Annotated in this window: 14 protein-coding genes and 1 tRNA gene; 14 read left to right on the top strand and 1 reads right to left on the bottom strand. The window is 71.7% G+C overall.

The genetic code is table 11. The features are described from left to right. Positions 1-78 precede the first annotated feature (78 nt). The 3 genes from ABZU52_RS11800 (at position 79) to ABZU52_RS11790 (ending at position 5,066) form a co-directional block, all read left to right on the top strand. Positions 79-2,493: a hypothetical protein gene (locus ABZU52_RS11800; RefSeq protein ID WP_354971047.1), complete on the top strand. Its 2,415-nt coding sequence runs from the start codon at positions 79-81 to the stop codon at positions 2,491-2,493. Positions 2,494-2,656: 163 nt separating this feature from the next. Continuing rightward, the gene (locus ABZU52_RS11795) at positions 2,657-4,408 is read left to right on the top strand and encodes a CTP synthase (RefSeq protein ID WP_354971032.1); all 1,752 of its coding nucleotides are present in this window, start codon (positions 2,657-2,659) and stop codon (positions 4,406-4,408) included. Between the two features lie 52 nt (positions 4,409-4,460). Next, a complete protein-coding gene (locus ABZU52_RS11790; RefSeq protein WP_354971031.1) occupies positions 4,461-5,066 on the top strand; it encodes an NUDIX hydrolase in 606 nt (201 codons plus the stop codon). An 82-nt stretch (positions 5,067-5,148) separates the two neighbouring features. Here ABZU52_RS11790 and ABZU52_RS11785 read toward each other — a convergent pair whose 3' ends face one another. Then, the gene (locus ABZU52_RS11785; protein WP_354971046.1) at positions 5,149-5,490 is read right to left on the bottom strand and encodes a TM2 domain-containing protein; all 342 of its coding nucleotides are present in this window, start codon (positions 5,488-5,490) and stop codon (positions 5,149-5,151) included. A 225-nt stretch (positions 5,491-5,715) separates the two neighbouring features. On the opposite strand from ABZU52_RS11785, the gene ald reads away from it, so the two are divergent. The 11 genes from ald (at position 5,716) to ABZU52_RS11730 (ending at position 17,425) form a co-directional block, all read left to right on the top strand. After that, positions 5,716-6,831, top strand: coding sequence for an alanine dehydrogenase (gene ald / locus ABZU52_RS11780; protein ID WP_354971030.1), 1,116 nt, complete (start codon positions 5,716-5,718; stop codon positions 6,829-6,831). A gap of 38 nt (positions 6,832-6,869) precedes the next feature. Beyond that, complete coding sequence (locus ABZU52_RS11775; protein WP_354971029.1) at positions 6,870-7,835, top strand: site-specific tyrosine recombinase XerD; 966 nt, start codon at positions 6,870-6,872, stop codon at positions 7,833-7,835. 179 nt (positions 7,836-8,014) lie between these two features. Further along, positions 8,015-8,938 (top strand): AAA family ATPase, encoded by a 924-nt coding sequence (locus tag ABZU52_RS11770; RefSeq protein ID WP_354971028.1) that lies wholly within the window; start codon positions 8,015-8,017, stop codon positions 8,936-8,938. A gap of 41 nt (positions 8,939-8,979) precedes the next feature. After that, on the top strand, positions 8,980-10,089 hold the full coding sequence (locus ABZU52_RS11765; RefSeq protein ID WP_354971027.1) for a segregation/condensation protein A: 1,110 nt from the start codon (positions 8,980-8,982) through the stop codon (positions 10,087-10,089). After that, positions 10,082-11,002, top strand: coding sequence for an SMC-Scp complex subunit ScpB (scpB, locus tag ABZU52_RS11760; RefSeq protein ID WP_354971026.1), 921 nt, complete (start codon positions 10,082-10,084; stop codon positions 11,000-11,002). Before ABZU52_RS11765 ends, scpB begins: the two co-directional genes overlap by 8 nt. Next, entirely contained in the window at positions 10,989-11,759 is a 771-nt protein-coding gene (locus tag ABZU52_RS11755; protein WP_354971025.1) for a pseudouridine synthase, read from the top strand. The genes scpB and ABZU52_RS11755 overlap by 14 nt, the downstream gene beginning before the upstream one ends. Before the next feature lie 194 nt (positions 11,760-11,953). Continuing rightward, complete coding sequence (cmk, locus tag ABZU52_RS11750; RefSeq protein ID WP_354971024.1) at positions 11,954-12,634, top strand: (d)CMP kinase; 681 nt, start codon at positions 11,954-11,956, stop codon at positions 12,632-12,634. 49 nt (positions 12,635-12,683) lie between these two features. Beyond that, entirely contained in the window at positions 12,684-14,090 is a 1,407-nt protein-coding gene (gene der, locus ABZU52_RS11745) for a ribosome biogenesis GTPase Der (RefSeq protein ID WP_354971023.1), read from the top strand. A 198-nt stretch (positions 14,091-14,288) separates the two neighbouring features. Further along, positions 14,289-14,362: transfer RNA gene (locus ABZU52_RS11740), tRNA-Pro, on the top strand. Positions 14,363-14,511: 149 nt separating this feature from the next. Continuing rightward, complete coding sequence (locus ABZU52_RS11735; RefSeq protein ID WP_354971045.1) at positions 14,512-15,435, top strand: tyrosine-type recombinase/integrase; 924 nt, start codon at positions 14,512-14,514, stop codon at positions 15,433-15,435. A 538-nt stretch (positions 15,436-15,973) separates the two neighbouring features. Next, on the top strand, positions 15,974-17,425 hold the full coding sequence (locus ABZU52_RS11730; RefSeq protein WP_354971022.1) for an IS701 family transposase: 1,452 nt from the start codon (positions 15,974-15,976) through the stop codon (positions 17,423-17,425). Positions 17,426-17,464: the final 39 nt, after the last annotated feature.

Genomic DNA, 17,464 nt, shown 5'->3' with positions numbered 1-17,464 from the left:
CTACGCCGAGCTGGCCGGGAATCCCGGCGGTCCGGCGGCCGCCCCGGGCTCCGACGCCCCGAGAACGGGACACCGGTGATGCTGCGCCGACTCGCCCCCGCCCTGCTGACGCTGCTCGTGGTGGCGCTGGGCGTCACCGCGCTCGCCGCCCGGCCACCCCAGGGCGCCCCGCAACGCACCGCCGACTTCGTGGTGCTGGCCGGGATCGCCGGGCTGCGCTGGGAGGACGTGGATCCGCAGCGCACCCCGACGCTGTGGCGGATGGCCCAGGACGGGTCGATCGGCTCCCTGTCGGTGCGTTCCGCGCACCGGCCCACCTGCCCGGTGGACGGCTGGTTGACAGTGGGCGCGGGCAGCTTCGCCGCGTGGAACGGCAGCCGGTCGGCCGCCGGCTGCCCGACCGGGGCGGTGGCGGTGGAACAACCGGACGGCATCGGCGCGAACCTGCCCGACCAGGAGAGCGTGGTCCGGTACAACCAGCAGCGGCTGCCCTGGGGCGCCATGCCCGGCTCGTTGTCCGAGTCGGTGCGCTGCTCGGTCGCCGTGGGGCCGGGCGCGGCGGTGGCCGCCGCCCGGCCGTTCGGCCGCGTCGACCGGTACGCCTCGGGGCTGCCGGCCGACCCGCGGCAGCTGCTCGGTTCGTGTGTGCTGAGCATCGTCGACCTCGGCACTGTCGAGGGGGCCGACCCGGCGACCCGCGCCGAGCAGGCCCGCGCGGCGGACGCCGGGCTGGCCCGGGTGCTGGCGGCCCGACCACCGCGGTCGTTGGTGCTGGTCGCGGGGATCTCCGACACCGAACAGCCGTCGCGGCTGCACGTGGCGGTCGCCGACGGGCCGGGCTGGGAGCGGGGGTGGCTCACCTCGGCCAGCACCGGCCGGGACGGGTACCTGCAACTAGTCGACCTGGCGCCGACCGCTCTCGCCGCGTTGGGCCGGCCCATGCCGGAGCGACTGTTCCTCGGACGCCCGGCGATCAGCACCGGCGGCCGGCCGGCCGACCTGACCGAGGCCATCAACGCTCCGGCGAACGCCGACCGGGAGGCGGCCGCCCAGCGCTCCGTCTCCGGTGGGTTCTTCGCGCTGCTCGCCGGGGTGCAGGTGCTGCTGGCGCTCGCGATCCTGCCGCTGCTGCGCCGGGCCCGTCCGCACGCCGGCCCTACCGGCCCGACGCCCGTCTCCAAGCGGGTCGTGGCGGTGATGGAGCTGCTGCTGGTCGCCGCGGCGTTGACGGTGCCGGCGGCGCTGCTGGCCGACGCGGTGCCCTGGTGGCGCGGCCCGCACCCCGGGTGGATCTTCGCCGGGGTGACCGCGCTGCTGGTGGCCGCCGGCGCCGCCGCGGTGCGGTTCGCGCCCGGGTACGCGGGCACCCTCGGGCCGGTCGGCGCGGTGGCCGGTCTCACCACGCTGGTGGTCGGGCTGGATGTGCTCACCGGGGCCCGCCTCCAGCTCAACGGCGTGGTCGGCTACTCCGCGTTGCAGGGCGGCCGGTACGCCGGGCTGAGCACGGTGGGGCTGGGCGTGTTCCTCGCCGGCGCGTTGGTCACCGCCGGTTGGCTCGCCCAACGGGTGCACCGGGGCTGGCGGCCGGCGGTGATGGTGGCCGTGGGTGGTCTCGCCGTGGTGCTGGTCGGCAGCCCGTACCTGGGTGCCGACCCGGTCGGCGCGATCGCGCTCACCGCCGGGGTGAGCGTCGCCGCGGTGATCAGCGCCGGCGGCTGGTTGACGATCAGCCGGCTGGCCTGGGCCACCATGGCCGCGCTGGCGGTCGGCATCGGGTTCGCCGTGGTGGACCTGCGGCGCCCTCCGGCGGAGCGGGGCAGCCTGGGCCGGTTCCTCTCCGCGCTCGGTGACGGCACCGGCGGGTTCGCCGTGCACCGGTCCAGCACGGAGAACTTCGAGACGTTGGTCAACAGCCCGCTGACGGTGCTGGCGCTGGCCGGCGGGTTGCTGGTGTGGTTCGCCCTGTTGCAGCCGTGGGGTGGGCTGATGCGGCTGTTCGGCATCTACCCGGCGGTCCGGGCCGCGCTGGCCGGCACCGTGGTCGCCGCGGTCCTCGGTGGTCTGCTCGACGGCGCGGCACTGGACGTGATGGGCGCTGCCGCCGCCCTGGTGGTGCCGATGGCCGCCCTGGCGTCGCTGCGGGTGCTCGGGCACGCCGCGGACCGGACCCGCCCGGTCCCGGCCCGCTCGCGGGCCAACGGCGCCGACGACGACTCGGGGTCGGGCGGGGTCGGCCCGGTGGGTGGGGGTGACGGCCCGACCGGTGGCGGTGGGCCACTGGGCGCCGTGCACCCCCGTCCGATCAGCGGCCCGCCGGCCAGCGCACCGCCGAAGGTCACCCAGCCGGCGTCGGACGCCCCGGGCGAGCGCCGCGGGGACGCCGACGACCCGGTCGAGCCGACCGCGAGCCCGTCGACGCCGGACGCCACGCCGACGGTGCCGGTACCGCCCCGGCAGGTCTCCCGGTCATCGACGGAGGTTGCCGCGTCCTGAGCGTCGGGCCTCGTCCGGATGGCCCGGAGGTGTCGCAGCCGGGGTGCGGCCTGCGGGTACCCGCCCGGGAGGTGTTACCGTCGAGTCCCGTGGATCGCGTGATCACTTTGCTGATCAAGCACGACGGTCTGCATGACCGCGACAGACGACACGGGAGCAGGCCTTGGCCCCATCAGCACGGACGACCAGGCACATTTTCGTCACCGGGGGCGTCGCCTCCTCGCTGGGTAAGGGCCTCACCGCCTCCAGCCTCGGCAACCTGCTGACCGCGCGCGGGCTGCGCGTGGTGATGCAGAAGCTCGACCCCTACCTGAACGTCGACCCGGGGACGATGAACCCGTTCCAGCACGGTGAGGTCTTCGTCACCGAGGACGGCGCCGAGACCGACCTCGACGTCGGGCACTACGAGCGGTTCCTCGACCGGGCGCTCTCCGGCAAGGCGAACGTCACCACCGGCCAGATCTACTCCGACGTGATCGCCAAGGAGCGGCGCGGCGAGTACCTGGGCGACACCGTCCAGGTCATCCCGCACATCACCAACGAGATCAAGTCGCGGATCCTGGCGATGGCCGACCCGGACGAGGACGGCCAGCTCCCCGACGTGGTGATCACCGAGGTCGGTGGCACCGTCGGCGACATCGAGTCGTTGCCGTTCCTGGAGGCGATCCGCCAGGTCCGCCACGACCTGGGCCGCGACAACTGCTTCTACCTGCACGTCTCGCTGGTGCCGTACCTGGCGCCCTCGGGGGAGCTGAAGACCAAGCCGACCCAGCACTCGGTGGCGCAGCTGCGCAACATCGGTATCCAGCCGGACGCGATAGTGCTGCGCTGCGACCGGGAGATCCCGGTGAAGCTCAAGGAGAAGCTGTCGCTCTACTGCGACGTGGACGCCGAGGCGGTCGTCGCCTGCCCGGACGCCCCGAGCATCTACGACATCCCGAAGGTGCTGCACCGGGAGGGGCTCGACGCGTACGTGGTGCGTCGGCTCGGCCTCTCCTTCCGGGACGTGGACTGGGCCAGCTGGGACGACCTGCTGGAGCGGGTGCACCGCCCCCGGCACACGGTCACCGTCGCGGTGGTCGGCAAGTACGTCGACCTGCCCGACGCGTACCTGTCGGTGAGTGAGGCGATCCGGGCGGCGGGCTTCGGCCACCGGGCCCGGGTGCAGCTGCGCTGGGTGCCCAGCGACGAGTGCGTCACCCCCGCCGGCGCCGCCGCGGCGTTGGCCGGCGTGGACGGCGTCCTCATCCCCGGTGGCTTCGGTGTCCGCGGCATCGAGGGCAAGATCGGCACCGCCCGGTACGCCCGAGAGGCCGGCATCCCGCTGCTCGGCCTCTGCCTCGGCCTGCAGTGCATGACCATCGAGGTGGCCCGGCACCTGGCCGGCCTGGACGGCGCCAACTCGTTGGAGTTCGACGAGCAGGCGGCCCACCCGGTCATCGCCACGATGGTCGACCAGGAGGACATCGTCGCCGGCAAGGGCGATCTGGGCGGCACCATGCGGCTGGGCGCGTACCCGGCAAAGCTGACCGAGGGCTCGATCGTCGCCGAGGCGTACGGCAGCACCGAGATCAGCGAGCGGCACCGGCACCGGTACGAGGTGAACAACGCCTACCGGGACGCGCTGACCAAGGCTGGCCTGCACATCTCCGGCACCTCGCCGGACGGCCGGCTGGTGGAGTTCATCGAACTGGACCGCAGCCTGCACCCGTTCTTCGTGGCCACCCAGGCGCACCCGGAGTTGAAGAGCCGTCCGACCCGCCCGCACCCGCTGTTCGCCTCGTTCGTCAAGGCCGCGGTGGCGTACTCGCAGGCCGACCAGCTGCCAGTGGACCTGGACGCGGCGGCGGAGGCTCCGACGACGCGCAAGGCGGCCCGCAACGGCGCCGCGACGAAAGCGGCGTCCACCTCGTGAGCGAGCGCGGTGAGCGCACCAGCAGCGTCGTCGAGCGCGGCGAGGCGGCGGCGTGAGCGGGCTGGAGCACCGCTACGAGGTGCGTTCCCGGCAGGAGCGGTACCGGGGGCGGATCTTCGACGTGGTCACCGAGGAGGTGACCATGCCGGGCGGTGGGACCGGGCTGCGGGACCTGGTCCGGCACGTCGGGGCGGTGGCCGTGGTGGCACTCGACGACGCCGGTCAGGTGGTGCTGATCCGGCAGTACCGGCACCCGGTGGGGCGGCACCTGTGGGAGCTGCCGGCAGGTCTGATGGACGTCTCCGGCGAGGAGTTGCCGGCGGCGGCGCTGCGGGAGTTGGCCGAGGAGGCCGACCTCACCGCCGGGCGGGTCGACGTGCTGGTCGACCTGCACAGCTCGCCGGGGTTCACCAACGAGATCGTCCGGGTGTTCCTGGCCCGGGACCTCGGCGACGTGCCGGCCGACGAGCGGCACGAGCGCCACGACGAGGAGGCCGACCTCCAGGTCGTCCGGATCGACCTGGACGAGGCGGTCGCCATGGTCCTGGCCGGTGAGATCACCAACGCGTCCGCGGTGGCGGGGCTGCTGGCCGCGGCCCGCGCCCGGGACACCGGCTTCACGTCTCTGCGCCGGGCGGACGCGCCGCTGCCGCGCTGAGCGTCGCCGTCGGTCCAGCCGGCGAGGGAGTACGCGCAAAGGGGCCCCGCGGTCAGCCGCGGGGCCCCTTTCGCTGCCTGGTCTAGGAGTCGCGCAGCGGACGGCCCTGGGCGTCCGTGCCGCCGTTGACCAGGATGAGGATGCCGTCGATGACGCCCCAGATGGCGCCGACGCCGCAGGTCACCAGGCTCACGACGAGCTGGAGAACGGCGATCTTGGTGTGCCCGGTGTAGAACCGACCGGCGCCGAAGGTGCCGAGCAGGATGCCGAGGATGCCCGCGACGATCTTGCTCTTGTCGGAAACGCCCTGGGGGTACCCCGGCTGGGGGTACTCGGGCTGGTAAGGAGGAGTGGTCATGGGCGGACACATTAGTGATCCACTCGCCGGCTGTCCGCACCGCCGTCCGGCAGATGGGACGATAATGGTGAAACACTGTCCTGTCGGCTGAGGTGACGCTCGACCGCGAATCCCGGCGGTGTCCTGACACTTCGTCAGGACACCCGGGCACCGGATGCCACTGTGCTGGCTCGCGGCGGCATCGGGCGCGCCTAGACTGCCGCCGCGGGACCGGTGTACCGCGGTGGCAAAGGGGCCGCCGCGGCACCGAGCAGTCGGGGGAGAGCAGCCCCGAAGAGAGGTGTCTGCATCGTGAAGGTCGGAATCCCACGCGAGGTCAAGAACCACGAGTACCGCGTGGCGATCACGCCAGCGGGCGTCAACGAGTTCACCCGCAACGGCCACCAGGTCTTCGTCGAGTCCGGCGCCGGGGTTGGCTCCAGCATCACCGACGAGGAGTTCGCCGCCGCCGGCGCGAAGATCCTCGCCACCGCCGACGAGGTGTGGGAGACCGCCGAGCTGGTGCTCAAGGTCAAGGAGCCGATCGCCGAGGAGTACCACCGGATGCGCGAAGGGCAGGTGCTCTTCACCTACCTGCACCTGGCCGCCTCCAAGGAGTGCACCGACGCGCTGATCGACCGCCGGGTCACCGGCATCGCGTACGAGACCGTCGAGCTGCCCGACCGGTCGCTGCCGCTGCTCGCCCCGATGTCCGAGGTGGCCGGCCGGCTCGCCCCGCAGGTGGGCGCCTTCTACATGATGCGTACCGGTGGTGGGCGCGGGGTGCTGCCCGGCGGTGTCTCCGGCGTGTACGCCGCCAAGACCGTGGTCATCGGCGCCGGCGTCTCCGGCATGAACGCCGCCGCGATCGCGCTGGGCCTCCAGTCCGAGGTGCTGCTGCTGGACAAGAACGTGGCCCGGCTGCGGCAGGCCGACGCGATCTACCGGGGCCACCTGCAGACCGTCGCCTCCAACGCGTACGAGGTCGAGCGGGCCGTGCTCGACGCCGACCTGGTCATCGGCGCGGTGCTGGTGCCCGGCGCGAAGGCGCCGACGCTGATCTCCAACGAGCTGGTCTCCCGGATGAAGCCCGGCAGTGTCCTCGTCGACATCGCCATCGACCAGGGCGGCTGCTTCGAGGACTCGCGCCCCACCACGCACGCCGACCCGGTCTACAAGGTGCACGAGTCGATCTTCTACTGCGTCGCCAACATGCCCGGCGCGGTGCCGAACACCAGCACGTACGCGCTGACCAACGTCACCCTGCCGTACGCCCTGGAACTGGCCAACCAGGGCTGGCGTGCGGCGCTGCGCAACGACCCGGCGCTGGCGCTGGGCCTCAACACCCACGCCGGTCAGGTCACCTACGGCCCGGTCGCCGAGGCGCACGGCATGGACGTGCTCCCGCTGGCCGACGCGCTGGCCTGAACGGTGGCGGGCTGAGCAGCGACACCGACAGCGCCGGCGTGGACACACCCCCCACGCCGGCGCTGCGCCGTGCCGTCCGCGGTTACCTCGACCACCTGACCGTCGAACGTGGCCTCTCCGCGAACACGCTCGCCTCGTACCGTCGGGATCTGGACCGCTATCTCGCCACCCTGGTCGATGCCGGCGTGACCGACCTCGCGTCGGTCGGCGCCGGCCTCGTCGAGTCGCACCTGGCGCGGCTGCGCGCCGGCGACGACACGCACCCGCCCCTCGCTGTCTCCTCCGCCGCGCGCGCGGCCAGCGCGGTCCGCGGCCTGCACCGGTTCGCGCTGCGCGAGGGGCTCGCCGGCGCCGATCCGAGCCGTGACGTCCGCCCGCCCACCCCGCCCCGACGGCTGCCCCGGGCGCTACCTGTCGACGACGTGGTCCGGCTGCTGGAGACCGCCGGCCCGATCACCGCGACCGGCGACGACGCGCCCCTCGCGCTGCGCGACCGGGCGCTGCTGGAGTTTCTGTACGGCACCGGCGCGCGCATCTCCGAGGCGGTCGGCGCCGCCGTGGACGACCTCGACACCGACGACGGCACCGTGCTGCTGCGCGGCAAGGGCGGCCGGGTGCGGCTGGTGCCCATCGGCGGGTACGCCGTCGACGCCGTCCGCGCCTACCTGGTCCGGGCCCGCCCCGGGCTGGCCGCCGCCGGCCGGGGCACCCCTGCGGTGTTCCTCAACGCCCGCGGCGGCGCGCTGTCCCGCCAGGGCGCCTGGGGCATCCTGCGCCGCGCCGCCGCCGCGGCTGGGCTGCCCGTCGACGGGCCCGCCGCCGTCTCCCCGCACACCCTGCGCCACTCGTACGCCACCCACCTGCTCGACGGCGGCGCCGACGTCCGGGTGGTCCAGGAGCTGCTCGGGCACGCCTCGGTGACCACCACCCAGGTCTACACACTCGTCACCGTGGAGCGGCTGCGCGAGGTGTACGCCACCGCTCACCCCCGCGCTCAGGGCTGAACCGGTCGCGGTCGGCGCCGACACGCCGGGCCGGTGCCGAACCCCCTGCTGGTCGGTGGCGTACAGTCGGCATCGGCGCGGACCTCCTGGAGCGACACGACCGGGGTGCGCAGCGGCGCCGCGAAGGACGTCGGACGGCTCCGACGCCGGGTGGGTCGTCGGGAGGGGGCAACGAGCACATGGCTGGCAACGGTGACCGTGCCGAGACCTGGACGTCGGAGCTCCGCGAGCAGCAGGCCACGCTCGGCGCGGACCTGGGTCCTGCGGACCCGGCTGCCTACACGATGCGGAAGCCCATTCCCGAGCCGATGCCCACCGACCGGCACGGCCCCGCGCGCATCATCGCGATGGCCAACCAAAAGGGTGGCGTCGGCAAGACCACCACCACCATCAACCTGGGCGCGGCCCTCGCCGAGTACGGCCGCAAGGTGCTGCTGGTCGACTTCGACCCGCAGGGCGCCCTCTCGGTGGGGCTGGGGGTCAACCCGCACAACCTCGACCTGTCCGTCTACAACCTGCTCATGCAGGACGACGTGACCGCCGAGGACGTCCTCATCAAGACCGACGTGGCGGGCCTGCACCTGCTGCCGGCCAACATCGACCTCTCCGCCGCCGAGATCCAGCTCGTCAACGAGGTCGCCCGGGAGATGGCCCTGTCCCGGGTCCTGCGCACGGTCCGCAAGGAGTACGACTACATCCTGATCGACTGCCAGCCATCGCTCGGCCTGCTGGCGATCAACGCGCTGACCGTCGCGCACGGTGTGCTCATCCCCCTCGAATGCGAGTTCTTCAGCCTGCGCGGTGTGGCACTGCTGCTGGACACCATCGACAAGGTCCGCGAGCGGCTCAACTTCGACCTGGAGCTCGAAGGCATCCTCGCCACCATGTACGACAGCCGCACCACGCACTGCCGCCAGGTCCTCCAGCGGGTGGTGGAGGCATTCGGCGACAAGGTCTACCAGACGGTCATCACCAAGACGGTGAAGTTCCCCGAGTCCACCGTGGCCGGTGCCCCCATCACGACGATGGACCCGGCCTCCTCCGGGGCACGCAACTACCGTCAGTTGGCCCGCGAGGTGATCGCCGCCCAGTCGGAGCGGTAGCCGGAACGGTCGGTGCCCGCCTCGTGGACTACGGTCGTCCGGTGACCGCGCCACCCCTCGACCCGCCCGAGACCGCCGCTCCGGCCGTGGTCGACGGTGTGCAGCCCACCGGGTTCACGGTCCGGCTGGCCAACTTCACCGGCCCGTTCGACCTGCTGCTGCAACTGATCGGGAAGCACAAACTCGACGTCACCGAGGTGGCCCTGCACACGGTCACCGACGAGTTCATCGCCTACATCAGGGCGATGGGCGACGACTGGGACCTGGACGAGGCCAGCGAGTTCCTGCTCATCGCCGCGACCCTGCTCGATCTGAAGGCGGCCCGGCTGCTGCCCGCCGCCGAGGTGGAGGACGAGGCCGACCTCGCCCTGCTGGAGGCACGGGACCTGCTCTTCGCCCGGCTGTTGCAGTACAAGGCGTACAAGGAGGCGGCGGCGCACATCGCCGAGCTGGAGGCCGTCGGCGGCCGACGGTATCCGCGCGCGGTCAGCCTGGAACCCCGCTACGCCGAGGCGCTGCCCGACCTGGTGCTCGGCATCGGCCCCCAACGGCTGCTGAAGCTGGCCGTGAAGGCGATGACCCCGAAGCCGGTGCCGGAGGTCTCCATCGCCCACGTGCACATGGTCCGGGTCAGTGTCCGAGAACACGCGGCCATCCTCACCGCCCGGCTGCGCCGGGCCGGCACGGCCACCTTCTCGCTGCTCTGCGCCGACTGCGAAGCCACCCTGGAGGTGGTGGCCCGGTTCCTCGCGCTGCTGGAGCTGTACCGGGAGGGCCTGGTCTCCTTCGTGCAGGAGCAGGCCCTGGAGGAGCTGACAGTGCGCTGGACCGGCCCGGCCGACGGCGACACCGAGCTGCACGTCGACGAGTACGCCGGCACCCCGGCCGACCCGGAGCCGGTGCCGGTCGGCGCGCCAGAACCGGAGTCCGCCGGGCCGGAGTCCGCCGGGCCGGGGGCGGCCGGGCCGGCGGGGGCGGCCGGGCCGGGGGCGGCCGAGCCGGAATCGCCGGAGTCGGCGGTGCCGGAGTTGGCGGTGCCGGAGTCGGCGGTGCCGGAGTCGGCGGTGCCGGAGTCGGCTGGTTCGGGGTCGGCTGGGGAGGCCGGCGGGTCGGCCGGGACGGGAACGACGGAGGATGAGCGGGATGAGTGACGAGGAACGCCAGGACTCGCTGGCCGACCAGGCCGCCGCCTGGGTCCCCCCGTGGGAACGCCCCCGCCCGCCCGAGCCCACCACTCCCGCACCGTCCGCCGCCCCCGAGGCCGAGGCCGAGGAGAAGGCCGCCGAAGAACGCGACAGCGATCAACCCGAGGACACGGACGGCGCTGTCCCGCCGCCGTCCCCGGCAGATCTTGGAAGCAAACCGCCCCTCCAGGGGCCGAAATCTTCCAAGATCGCAGGGGCGGTCGGCGCGGGGGAGGCCGGCGCGGGTGAGGCTGGCGCGGGGGTGGACGTACCCTCTCGGGCGGTTTCGGGGCGGCGGAGGGTGACGGCTGTGCCGGAGCCCGCGCCGGTGATGTCCGACACCGAGCTGCGTGGCGCGTTGGAGGCGATCCTGCTGGTCGTCGACGAGCCGGTCAGTGAGCTGGTGCTGGCCCAGGTGCTGGAGCAGTCGGCCGAGCGGGTCGGGCCGATGCTCGACGAGATCGCCGCCGGTTACACAGCGGCCGGGCACGGGTTCGAGCTGCGCCGGGCGGCCGGTGGGTGGCGGCTGTACACCCGGCCGGAATACGCTACGTACGTTGAGCGGTTCGTGTTGGACGGGCAGTCCGTGCGGCTGACCCAGGCGGCGCTGGAGACGCTCGCCGTGGTTGCCTACAAGCAGCCGGTGACCCGTTCGCGAATCTCAGCCATCCGGGGTGTGAACTGCGACGGCGTCATCCGTACGCTGGTCACCCGTGGCCTCGTCGAGGAGTGCGGCACCGAACAGGACAGCGGGGCGTTCCTCTACCGGACCACCACGTTGTTCCTGGAGAAGCTCGGGCTGAACACCGTCGACGAGCTGCCGCCCCTCGCACCCTTCCTGCCCGACGACGTAGAAGAGCTTGCTGATGCGACCCGATAACCGTTCCCCCAAACCCGACGCCCCCGTCTACGAGGGGGCTGAGCGCCTGCAGAAGGTGCTCGCCGCCGCTGGCGTGGGTTCCCGGCGCGCCTGCGAAGACCTGATCTTCCGCCGCCGGGTCACCGTGGACGGGCGGGTCGCCAAGCTCGGCGACAAGGTCGACCCGGCCACCTCCGTGATCCACGTCGACGGGGAGCGCCTCCAGGTCGACATTCGCCTGGTCTACGTGGCGATGAACAAGCCGCGAGGGGTGGTCACCACCATGGCGGACGAGAAGGGGCGCACCGAGCTGGCCGACTTCATCGGCAGACGGCTGGATCAGCGGGTCTACCACGTCGGGCGGCTCGACGCGGACAGCGAGGGCCTGCTGCTGCTCACCAACGACGGCAACCTCGCGCACAAGCTCATGCACCCCTCGTACGAGGTACTGAAGACCTACCTCGCCGAGGTGGTCGGGCCGATCCCGCGCAACCTGAGCAAGCGGCTCCTCGCGGGCGTGGAGCTGGAGGACGGGCCGGTCAAGGTCGACTCGTTCAAGGTGGTCGGCACCCTGGGCAAGAGCGCCCAGGTGGAGCTGAGCCTGCACGAAGGGCGCAAGCACATCGTCCGTCGGCTGATGGACGAGGTCGGGCACCCGGTCACCCGTCTGGTGCGTACCTCCATCGGTCCGATCCGGTTGGGCGACCTGCGCACCGGGCGTCTGCGGCGCCTGACCAACGCGGAGGTCGCCGCCCTGTTCCACGCGGTGGGTGACTGACCCCCGAGTTCGGGGTACGGCTGCCGGATAGGCTCCACCGATGGCCGGGACGCGGCCGCCCGGGTGGCGTGGGTCGCCTCCGGCGGCGTCGCGCGCGGGTTCACCAACGCACCCGGGCATGATTGATGACGATTGACAACCGCTTGCGGCGCCAGCACCGGGCGATCCGTGAGGTACGGGCTGAGGAGGACACGGTGGAGGAAAACGTACGGTTCGGGCGATGTGTGGTCGCTGTGGACGGGCCGTCCGGTTCGGGTAAGTCCACCGTGTCGCGGCGGCTCGCCGCGAGCATCGGTGCGCGCTACCTCGACACCGGGGCGATGTACCGGGCGATCACGTGGGCCGTGCTGCGCTCCGGCGTGGATCTCACCGACGCCGCGTCGGTGGCGAAGGTCGCCGGCGACGTCGACCTGCGCATCGGCACCGACCCGCAGGGGTACGGCGTGACAGTCGACGGGGTGGGCGTGGACGCGGAGATCCGGGGCGCCGAGGTGACCGGCGCGGTTTCCGCCGTCGCCGCCGTGCCGGCCGTCCGGGAGCTGCTCGTCCGCCGGCAACGCGAAATGATCGCCAACGCTGGTCGGATGGTGATCGAGGGTCGCGACATCGGCTCGGTCGTGGCGCCGGATGCCGACCTGAAGGTCTTCCTGACCGCCTCCGAGGCGGCCCGCGCCGCCCGGCGCAGCGCCGAGGACGCCGCCGACGTGGCGGCCACGGCCGCCGACCTGGCGCGGCGGGACCGTCTCGACTCGACCCGCAAGGTCAACCCGCTGGCCCAGGCGCCCGACGCGGTGGTGCTGGACACCACCGAGCTGGGCATCGACGAGGTCGTGGCGCGGCTGCGCGACCTGCTCACCGAGCGGGGCGTGGCATGAGCGGCGGAGTTCTGGCTCAGGGTGGCCCGGAGCGCAGCGGAGGAGTGGCATGAGTAGCGATTCGGGCGGGTGGGTCGAGCTTCGCGAGCCTGACCTCGCCGTCGAGGAGCCGACCGGCCCGCAGCCGGTGGTCGCGGTCGTTGGCCGCCCCAACGTGGGAAAGTCGACGCTCGTCAACCGGATCATCGGCCGCCGGCAGGCGGTCGTCGAGGATGTCCCTGGCGTGACCCGCGACCGGGTCCCGTACGACGCGCAGTGGAACGGCCGGGCGTTCACCGTGGTGGACACCGGCGGCTGGGAGCCGGACGCGAAGGACCGCGCCGCGGCCATCGCGGCGCAGGCCGAGACGGCGGTCGTCACCGCCGACGTGGTGCTCTTCGTGGTCGACGCGATGGTGGGCTCCACCGACGTGGACGAAGCCGCGGTGAAGATGCTGCGGCGTAGCGCCAAGCCGGTGATCCTGGTGGCGAACAAGGCCGACAACACCGCCATCGAGATGGAGGCCACGTCGCTGTGGTCGCTCGGCCTCGGTGAGCCGTTCCCGGTGTCCGCGCTGCACGGGCGCGGCTCCGGCGACCTGCTGGACGCCATCCTCGCCGCGCTGCCGGAGGCACCGGGAGTCGTGGAGAACCGTCCGCGCGGACCGCGCCGGGTGGCACTGGTCGGGCGGCCGAACGTGGGCAAGTCCAGCCTGCTCAACCGGTTCTCCGGCGAGGAGCGGGCGGTCGTCGACTCGGTGGCGGGCACCACTGTGGACCCGGTGGACAGCCTGGTCGAGATCGGTGGTCAGACCTGGCAACTGGTGGACACCGCTGGGCTGCGCAAGCGGGTCGGCAAGGCCAGCGGCACCGAGTACTACGCCAGCCTGCGTACCGCCGGCGCGATCGAGGCCGCCGAGGTGGCCGTGGTGCTGCTGGACTCCAGCGAGCCGATCAGCGAGCAGGACCAGCGAATCCTGTCGATGGTGACCGAGTCGGGCCGGGCGCTGGTCATCGCGTTCAACAAGTGGGACCTGGTCGACGCCGACCGTCGGTACTACCTGGACAAGGAGATCGACCGGGAGCTGCGCCGCATCCCCTGGGCGATCCGGCTGAACCTGTCCGCGATGACCGGCCGTGCCGTGGACAAGCTGGCCCCGGCCCTGAACAAGGCGCTGGCCAGCTGGGAAACCCGGGTGCCGACCGCGCACCTCAACCAGTGGCTGACCGCGCTGGTGCAGGCCACCCCGCACCCGGTGCGTGGTGGGCGGGCGCCGCGGATCCTGTTCGCCACGCAGGCCGGGGTGGCGCCGCCGCGGTTCGTGCTCTTCACCACCGGCCCGCTGGACGCCGGGTACCAGCGCTTCGTGGAGCGCAAGCTCCGCGAGGAATTCGGGTACGAGGGCAGCCCGATCGAGATCTCGGTCCGCCCGCGCAAAAAGCTCGGCCCCGGCGGTCGAGGCAAGGCGCACGGCTGACGCGGTTATAGCTCTCCCCAAATGCCGGATGGGCAACCTTGCCCATCCGGCATTTGCCTATCCAACCCCACCCTCCTAGGACGCTCTAGGGGTTGTGCGGTGGTTCGGCTGCCTTCAGACGCCGGTGGGGCCTGTGCGGACCACCTGAAGCTGCTGCGCTAAGCTGTACCGGCTGCCGCGGGGGAAACCACGCGGGGGCGGGACGTGGCGCAGCTTGGTAGCGCACTTGACTGGGGGTCAAGGGGTCGTCGGTTCGAATCCGGCCGTCCCGACAGCGAGAGGGTTTCCGCAGGTCAGTGACTTGCGGGGGCCCTCTTTTCATTGCTCGACATGGATGCCCGGTTTAGCACGCCGCTGTTGGACTCCTTGACTCGGGCAGGTTGTCAGGTCACTTCTTGATCTTCAGAAGCTCTCCGTCGGGCTGTCTCGGACCTGGGCTGGGTTCCTTCGGGACTGGGACCGGTCGTTGCGCGCCGGGAACTATCCGGAGACCACTCGCTACAACTACCTTCTCGCTGCCGCGCAGCTGGGTCGGTATCTGGGGGAGTTATCCCCGGATCCGGACGCCGACGATGCGGCTGGCGACCCGTGCGCGGTGACGCGGGCGCACGTGGCGGCGTTCCAAGCCTGGATGATCGACACGCGGTCCGCGTCCACCGCGCTGAACAAGCACAAGGGGTTGCAGCAGTTCTTCAAGTGGCTGCTCGTCGACGAGCAGTCCATCGACCGCTCGCCGATGGAGCGGGTGCGGCAGCCGAAGACACCGCGGAAGCTGATCCCGGTTCTGCGTGACGAGGACACCGGCAAGCTCCTCGACGTGTGCAAGGGCAAAGGCTTCGTCAACCTGCGCGACGAGGCGCTGATTCGGCTGTATTGCAACACGGGTGCCCGCCTGTCCGAGGTCGGCAACCTCCTTGTGGCCGACGTCGACCTGAACACTGAGTCTGTGCGCTTCCACGGCAAGGGTGCCAAGGATCGACGGGTACGTTTCGGGCCGAAGACCGCTCGGGCGCTGAGCCGCTATCTGCGGGCCCGGGATAAGCACAAGGGCGGCGCACTGCCTCAGCTGTGGTTGGCCGAGCGCGGCAGGGCGCCCTTGACTCCGAATGGCATCAAGATCCTCCTCAAGCGGCTGGGCAAAGCGGCCGGGGTGCCGGACGTGCATGCGCACCGGTGGCGGCACAACTTCGCCCACGAATGGAAGCGCGCCGGCGGAGACACCGGAGACCTGATGCTCCTGCTGGGCTGGACATCGGAGGACATGCCCCGTCACTACGGTGCGAGCGCGGCGGCCGAGCGGGCGCAGGAGACGCAGGCACGATTGGGTATCGGCGAGCGCGTGTAGGTGCTTGGATGACGTGATCACGCACGGTCCTGCCGTGCGTGATCATTCCGTTACCGGTAGGCGGCGGCGGGCTTTCGGGGAGGGCTGGCGATGACGCAGTATGCGATCGACGAGAGCCGCGGTGAGCTGTTGGCAACTTGGGAGACCGGCCACGGGTCTATCGCCATTCGGGTCGCGTCGCTGGCGGCCGGTTCAACGAGCCCTGACCGTAACGGCGTCGCGGGTGTCGAGGTCTCCACGGGCGGGCGATCAGGCGTGGGGTGCGAAATGAGGGCTCGCGGACGCATCCCTAATGATCTTGGTGATGTGGTCACCGTGTGGTTTCCAGCGGAAGCCAATTCGGGTCAAGTTATGCCGCTCCAGGTCAACCGGGGCCAACGATCATGGTGGAGGCCCCATCCGGTGTGATCACCGTGTGGTCGTCGGCCGAGCCGGTTCGCCAGTCCAAGGCAGATCAACGTGCGTCACTCCCCGCCAACGCGGGTCAACCCGCAGGTCGCTAGTACGGCAGCCGCCATTGGCGGTCTGACCTGGCGGGATGCGGTGGGGGCGTGCGAAGTGGACGCAGCCGCCTGTCGATCATGTGTTTGTGAGGACTACAAGATCGAAGGCGGCTGCTGCTGCCAGGGTAGCGGCCAGGCGCGCGGTACGCGCACGGGCCGAGCTGTTGGAGGAGCTGCGGTCGTGTTTCGTGCGGACGCAGACGTGGCAGCACGCGGGCAGGTACGTGTCGGCGCTGGTCAGTCGGGTGCCGAAGCGCAACGGCTGGAGCATCGCCGAGCAGGTCGGGGACGCCACGCCGGACCGCACGCAGCGGCTGTTGAACCGGGCGGTGTGGGACACGACGGCCGCGATGAGCCAGGTCCGGCGGTTTGCCGTCGCTGCTCTGGACGCGGCGGCTGCGCGTCGGCGGCGTCGGGGGTTGGTGGTCGCGGCGTTGGACGAGACGGGCCAACAGAAGCAGGGCCAGGCGACGTGTGGGGTGAAACGGCAGTACATGGGGTGCGCGGGTCGGGTCGCGAACGGCATCAACACGGTGCACCTGTCGTATGTGCGGGAGCGGACCGGGCACGCGTTGATCGGCGCCCGCCAGTGGATCCCGGCCGAACACATCACCGACCCGCAGGCCTCGGCCGGTATGGGACTGCCACCGGAGCTGGAGTTCCGCACCAAGGGCCAACTGGCCATAGACCTGTGTGCTGACGCGTACGCCGACGGGCTGGTGTTCGACGTCGCCTGCGGCGACGAGGTGTACGGCAACTGCACACCACTGCGGGAGTTCTTCGAGACTCACCGGCAGGCGTACGTGCTGCGGGTCGCCTCCACCTTCATGATCGAGCTGCCCTCGGGTGACAGTCTGACCTGCGCCCAGGCCGTCACCCTGCTGACCGCCGACAACCGCGGGTGGGAGATCCGCTCGGCAGGGGCGGGGTCGAAGGGACAACGCTGGTACGCCTGGGCGTGGCTCGCCACCGCCTCACCCCGCCACCATCTGCTGGTCCGCCGTCATCTACGCAGCGGTGAGCTGGCCTTTCACTACTGCCATGTGCCCGAGGGACAGATCCTGACCAAGACGAGGCTGATCCGCGCCGCCGGACTGCGCTGGCCCGTCGAGGAGTGCTTCGAGTTCGGCAAGGACCACTTCGGCTTGGACCAGTGCCAAGCCCGCCTCTACACCGCGATCGCCCGACACACCGTGCTGGTCATGGCCGCCCTCGCCGTCTGCGCGGTCACCGCCGCCCACCTCAAAGACCGCACCGACACCCAAGCCCCGCCACCGAGCACACCCGACCAGCCACCACCGCCCGACCCCGGACTCATCCCACTGACCGTGCACGAGGTCAAACGGCTACTCGCCGACGCCCTTCACCGCCCGACACCTCCCGGTCACGCCACCCGCTGGCTCACCTGGCGACGCCGTCACCAAGCCCGCGCCCGCTGGTTCCACCAACGCACCCGACTGAACCGCGACTACGCCCTGGTCAGCTAGCAATTGGCGGCTGCCGTACTAACCTGGCACCGGCATAGT

The sequence above is a fragment of the Micromonospora sp. NPDC005220 genome (assembly GCF_040607895.1).
Lineage (GTDB): Bacteria > Actinomycetota > Actinomycetes > Mycobacteriales > Micromonosporaceae > Micromonospora.
The sequence above is the reverse complement of the archived record's forward strand: the minus strand, read 5'-3'. Positions and strand labels throughout refer to the sequence as shown.

Coding starts and splice junctions, on each gene's coding strand:
- ABZU52_RS11800 (WP_354971047.1), top strand. CDS start 79: ATGCTGCGCCGACTCGCCCCCGCCCTGCTGACGCTGCTCGTGGTGGCG.
- ABZU52_RS11770 (WP_354971028.1), top strand. CDS start 8,015: ATGGCTGGCAACGGTGACCGTGCCGAGACCTGGACGTCGGAGCTCCGC.
- scpB (WP_354971026.1), top strand. CDS start 10,082: ATGAGTGACGAGGAACGCCAGGACTCGCTGGCCGACCAGGCCGCCGCC.
- ABZU52_RS11755 (WP_354971025.1), top strand. CDS start 10,989: ATGCGACCCGATAACCGTTCCCCCAAACCCGACGCCCCCGTCTACGAG.
- der (WP_354971023.1), top strand. CDS start 12,684: ATGAGTAGCGATTCGGGCGGGTGGGTCGAGCTTCGCGAGCCTGACCTC.
- ABZU52_RS11730 (WP_354971022.1), top strand. CDS start 15,974: ATGCGGTGGGGGCGTGCGAAGTGGACGCAGCCGCCTGTCGATCATGTG.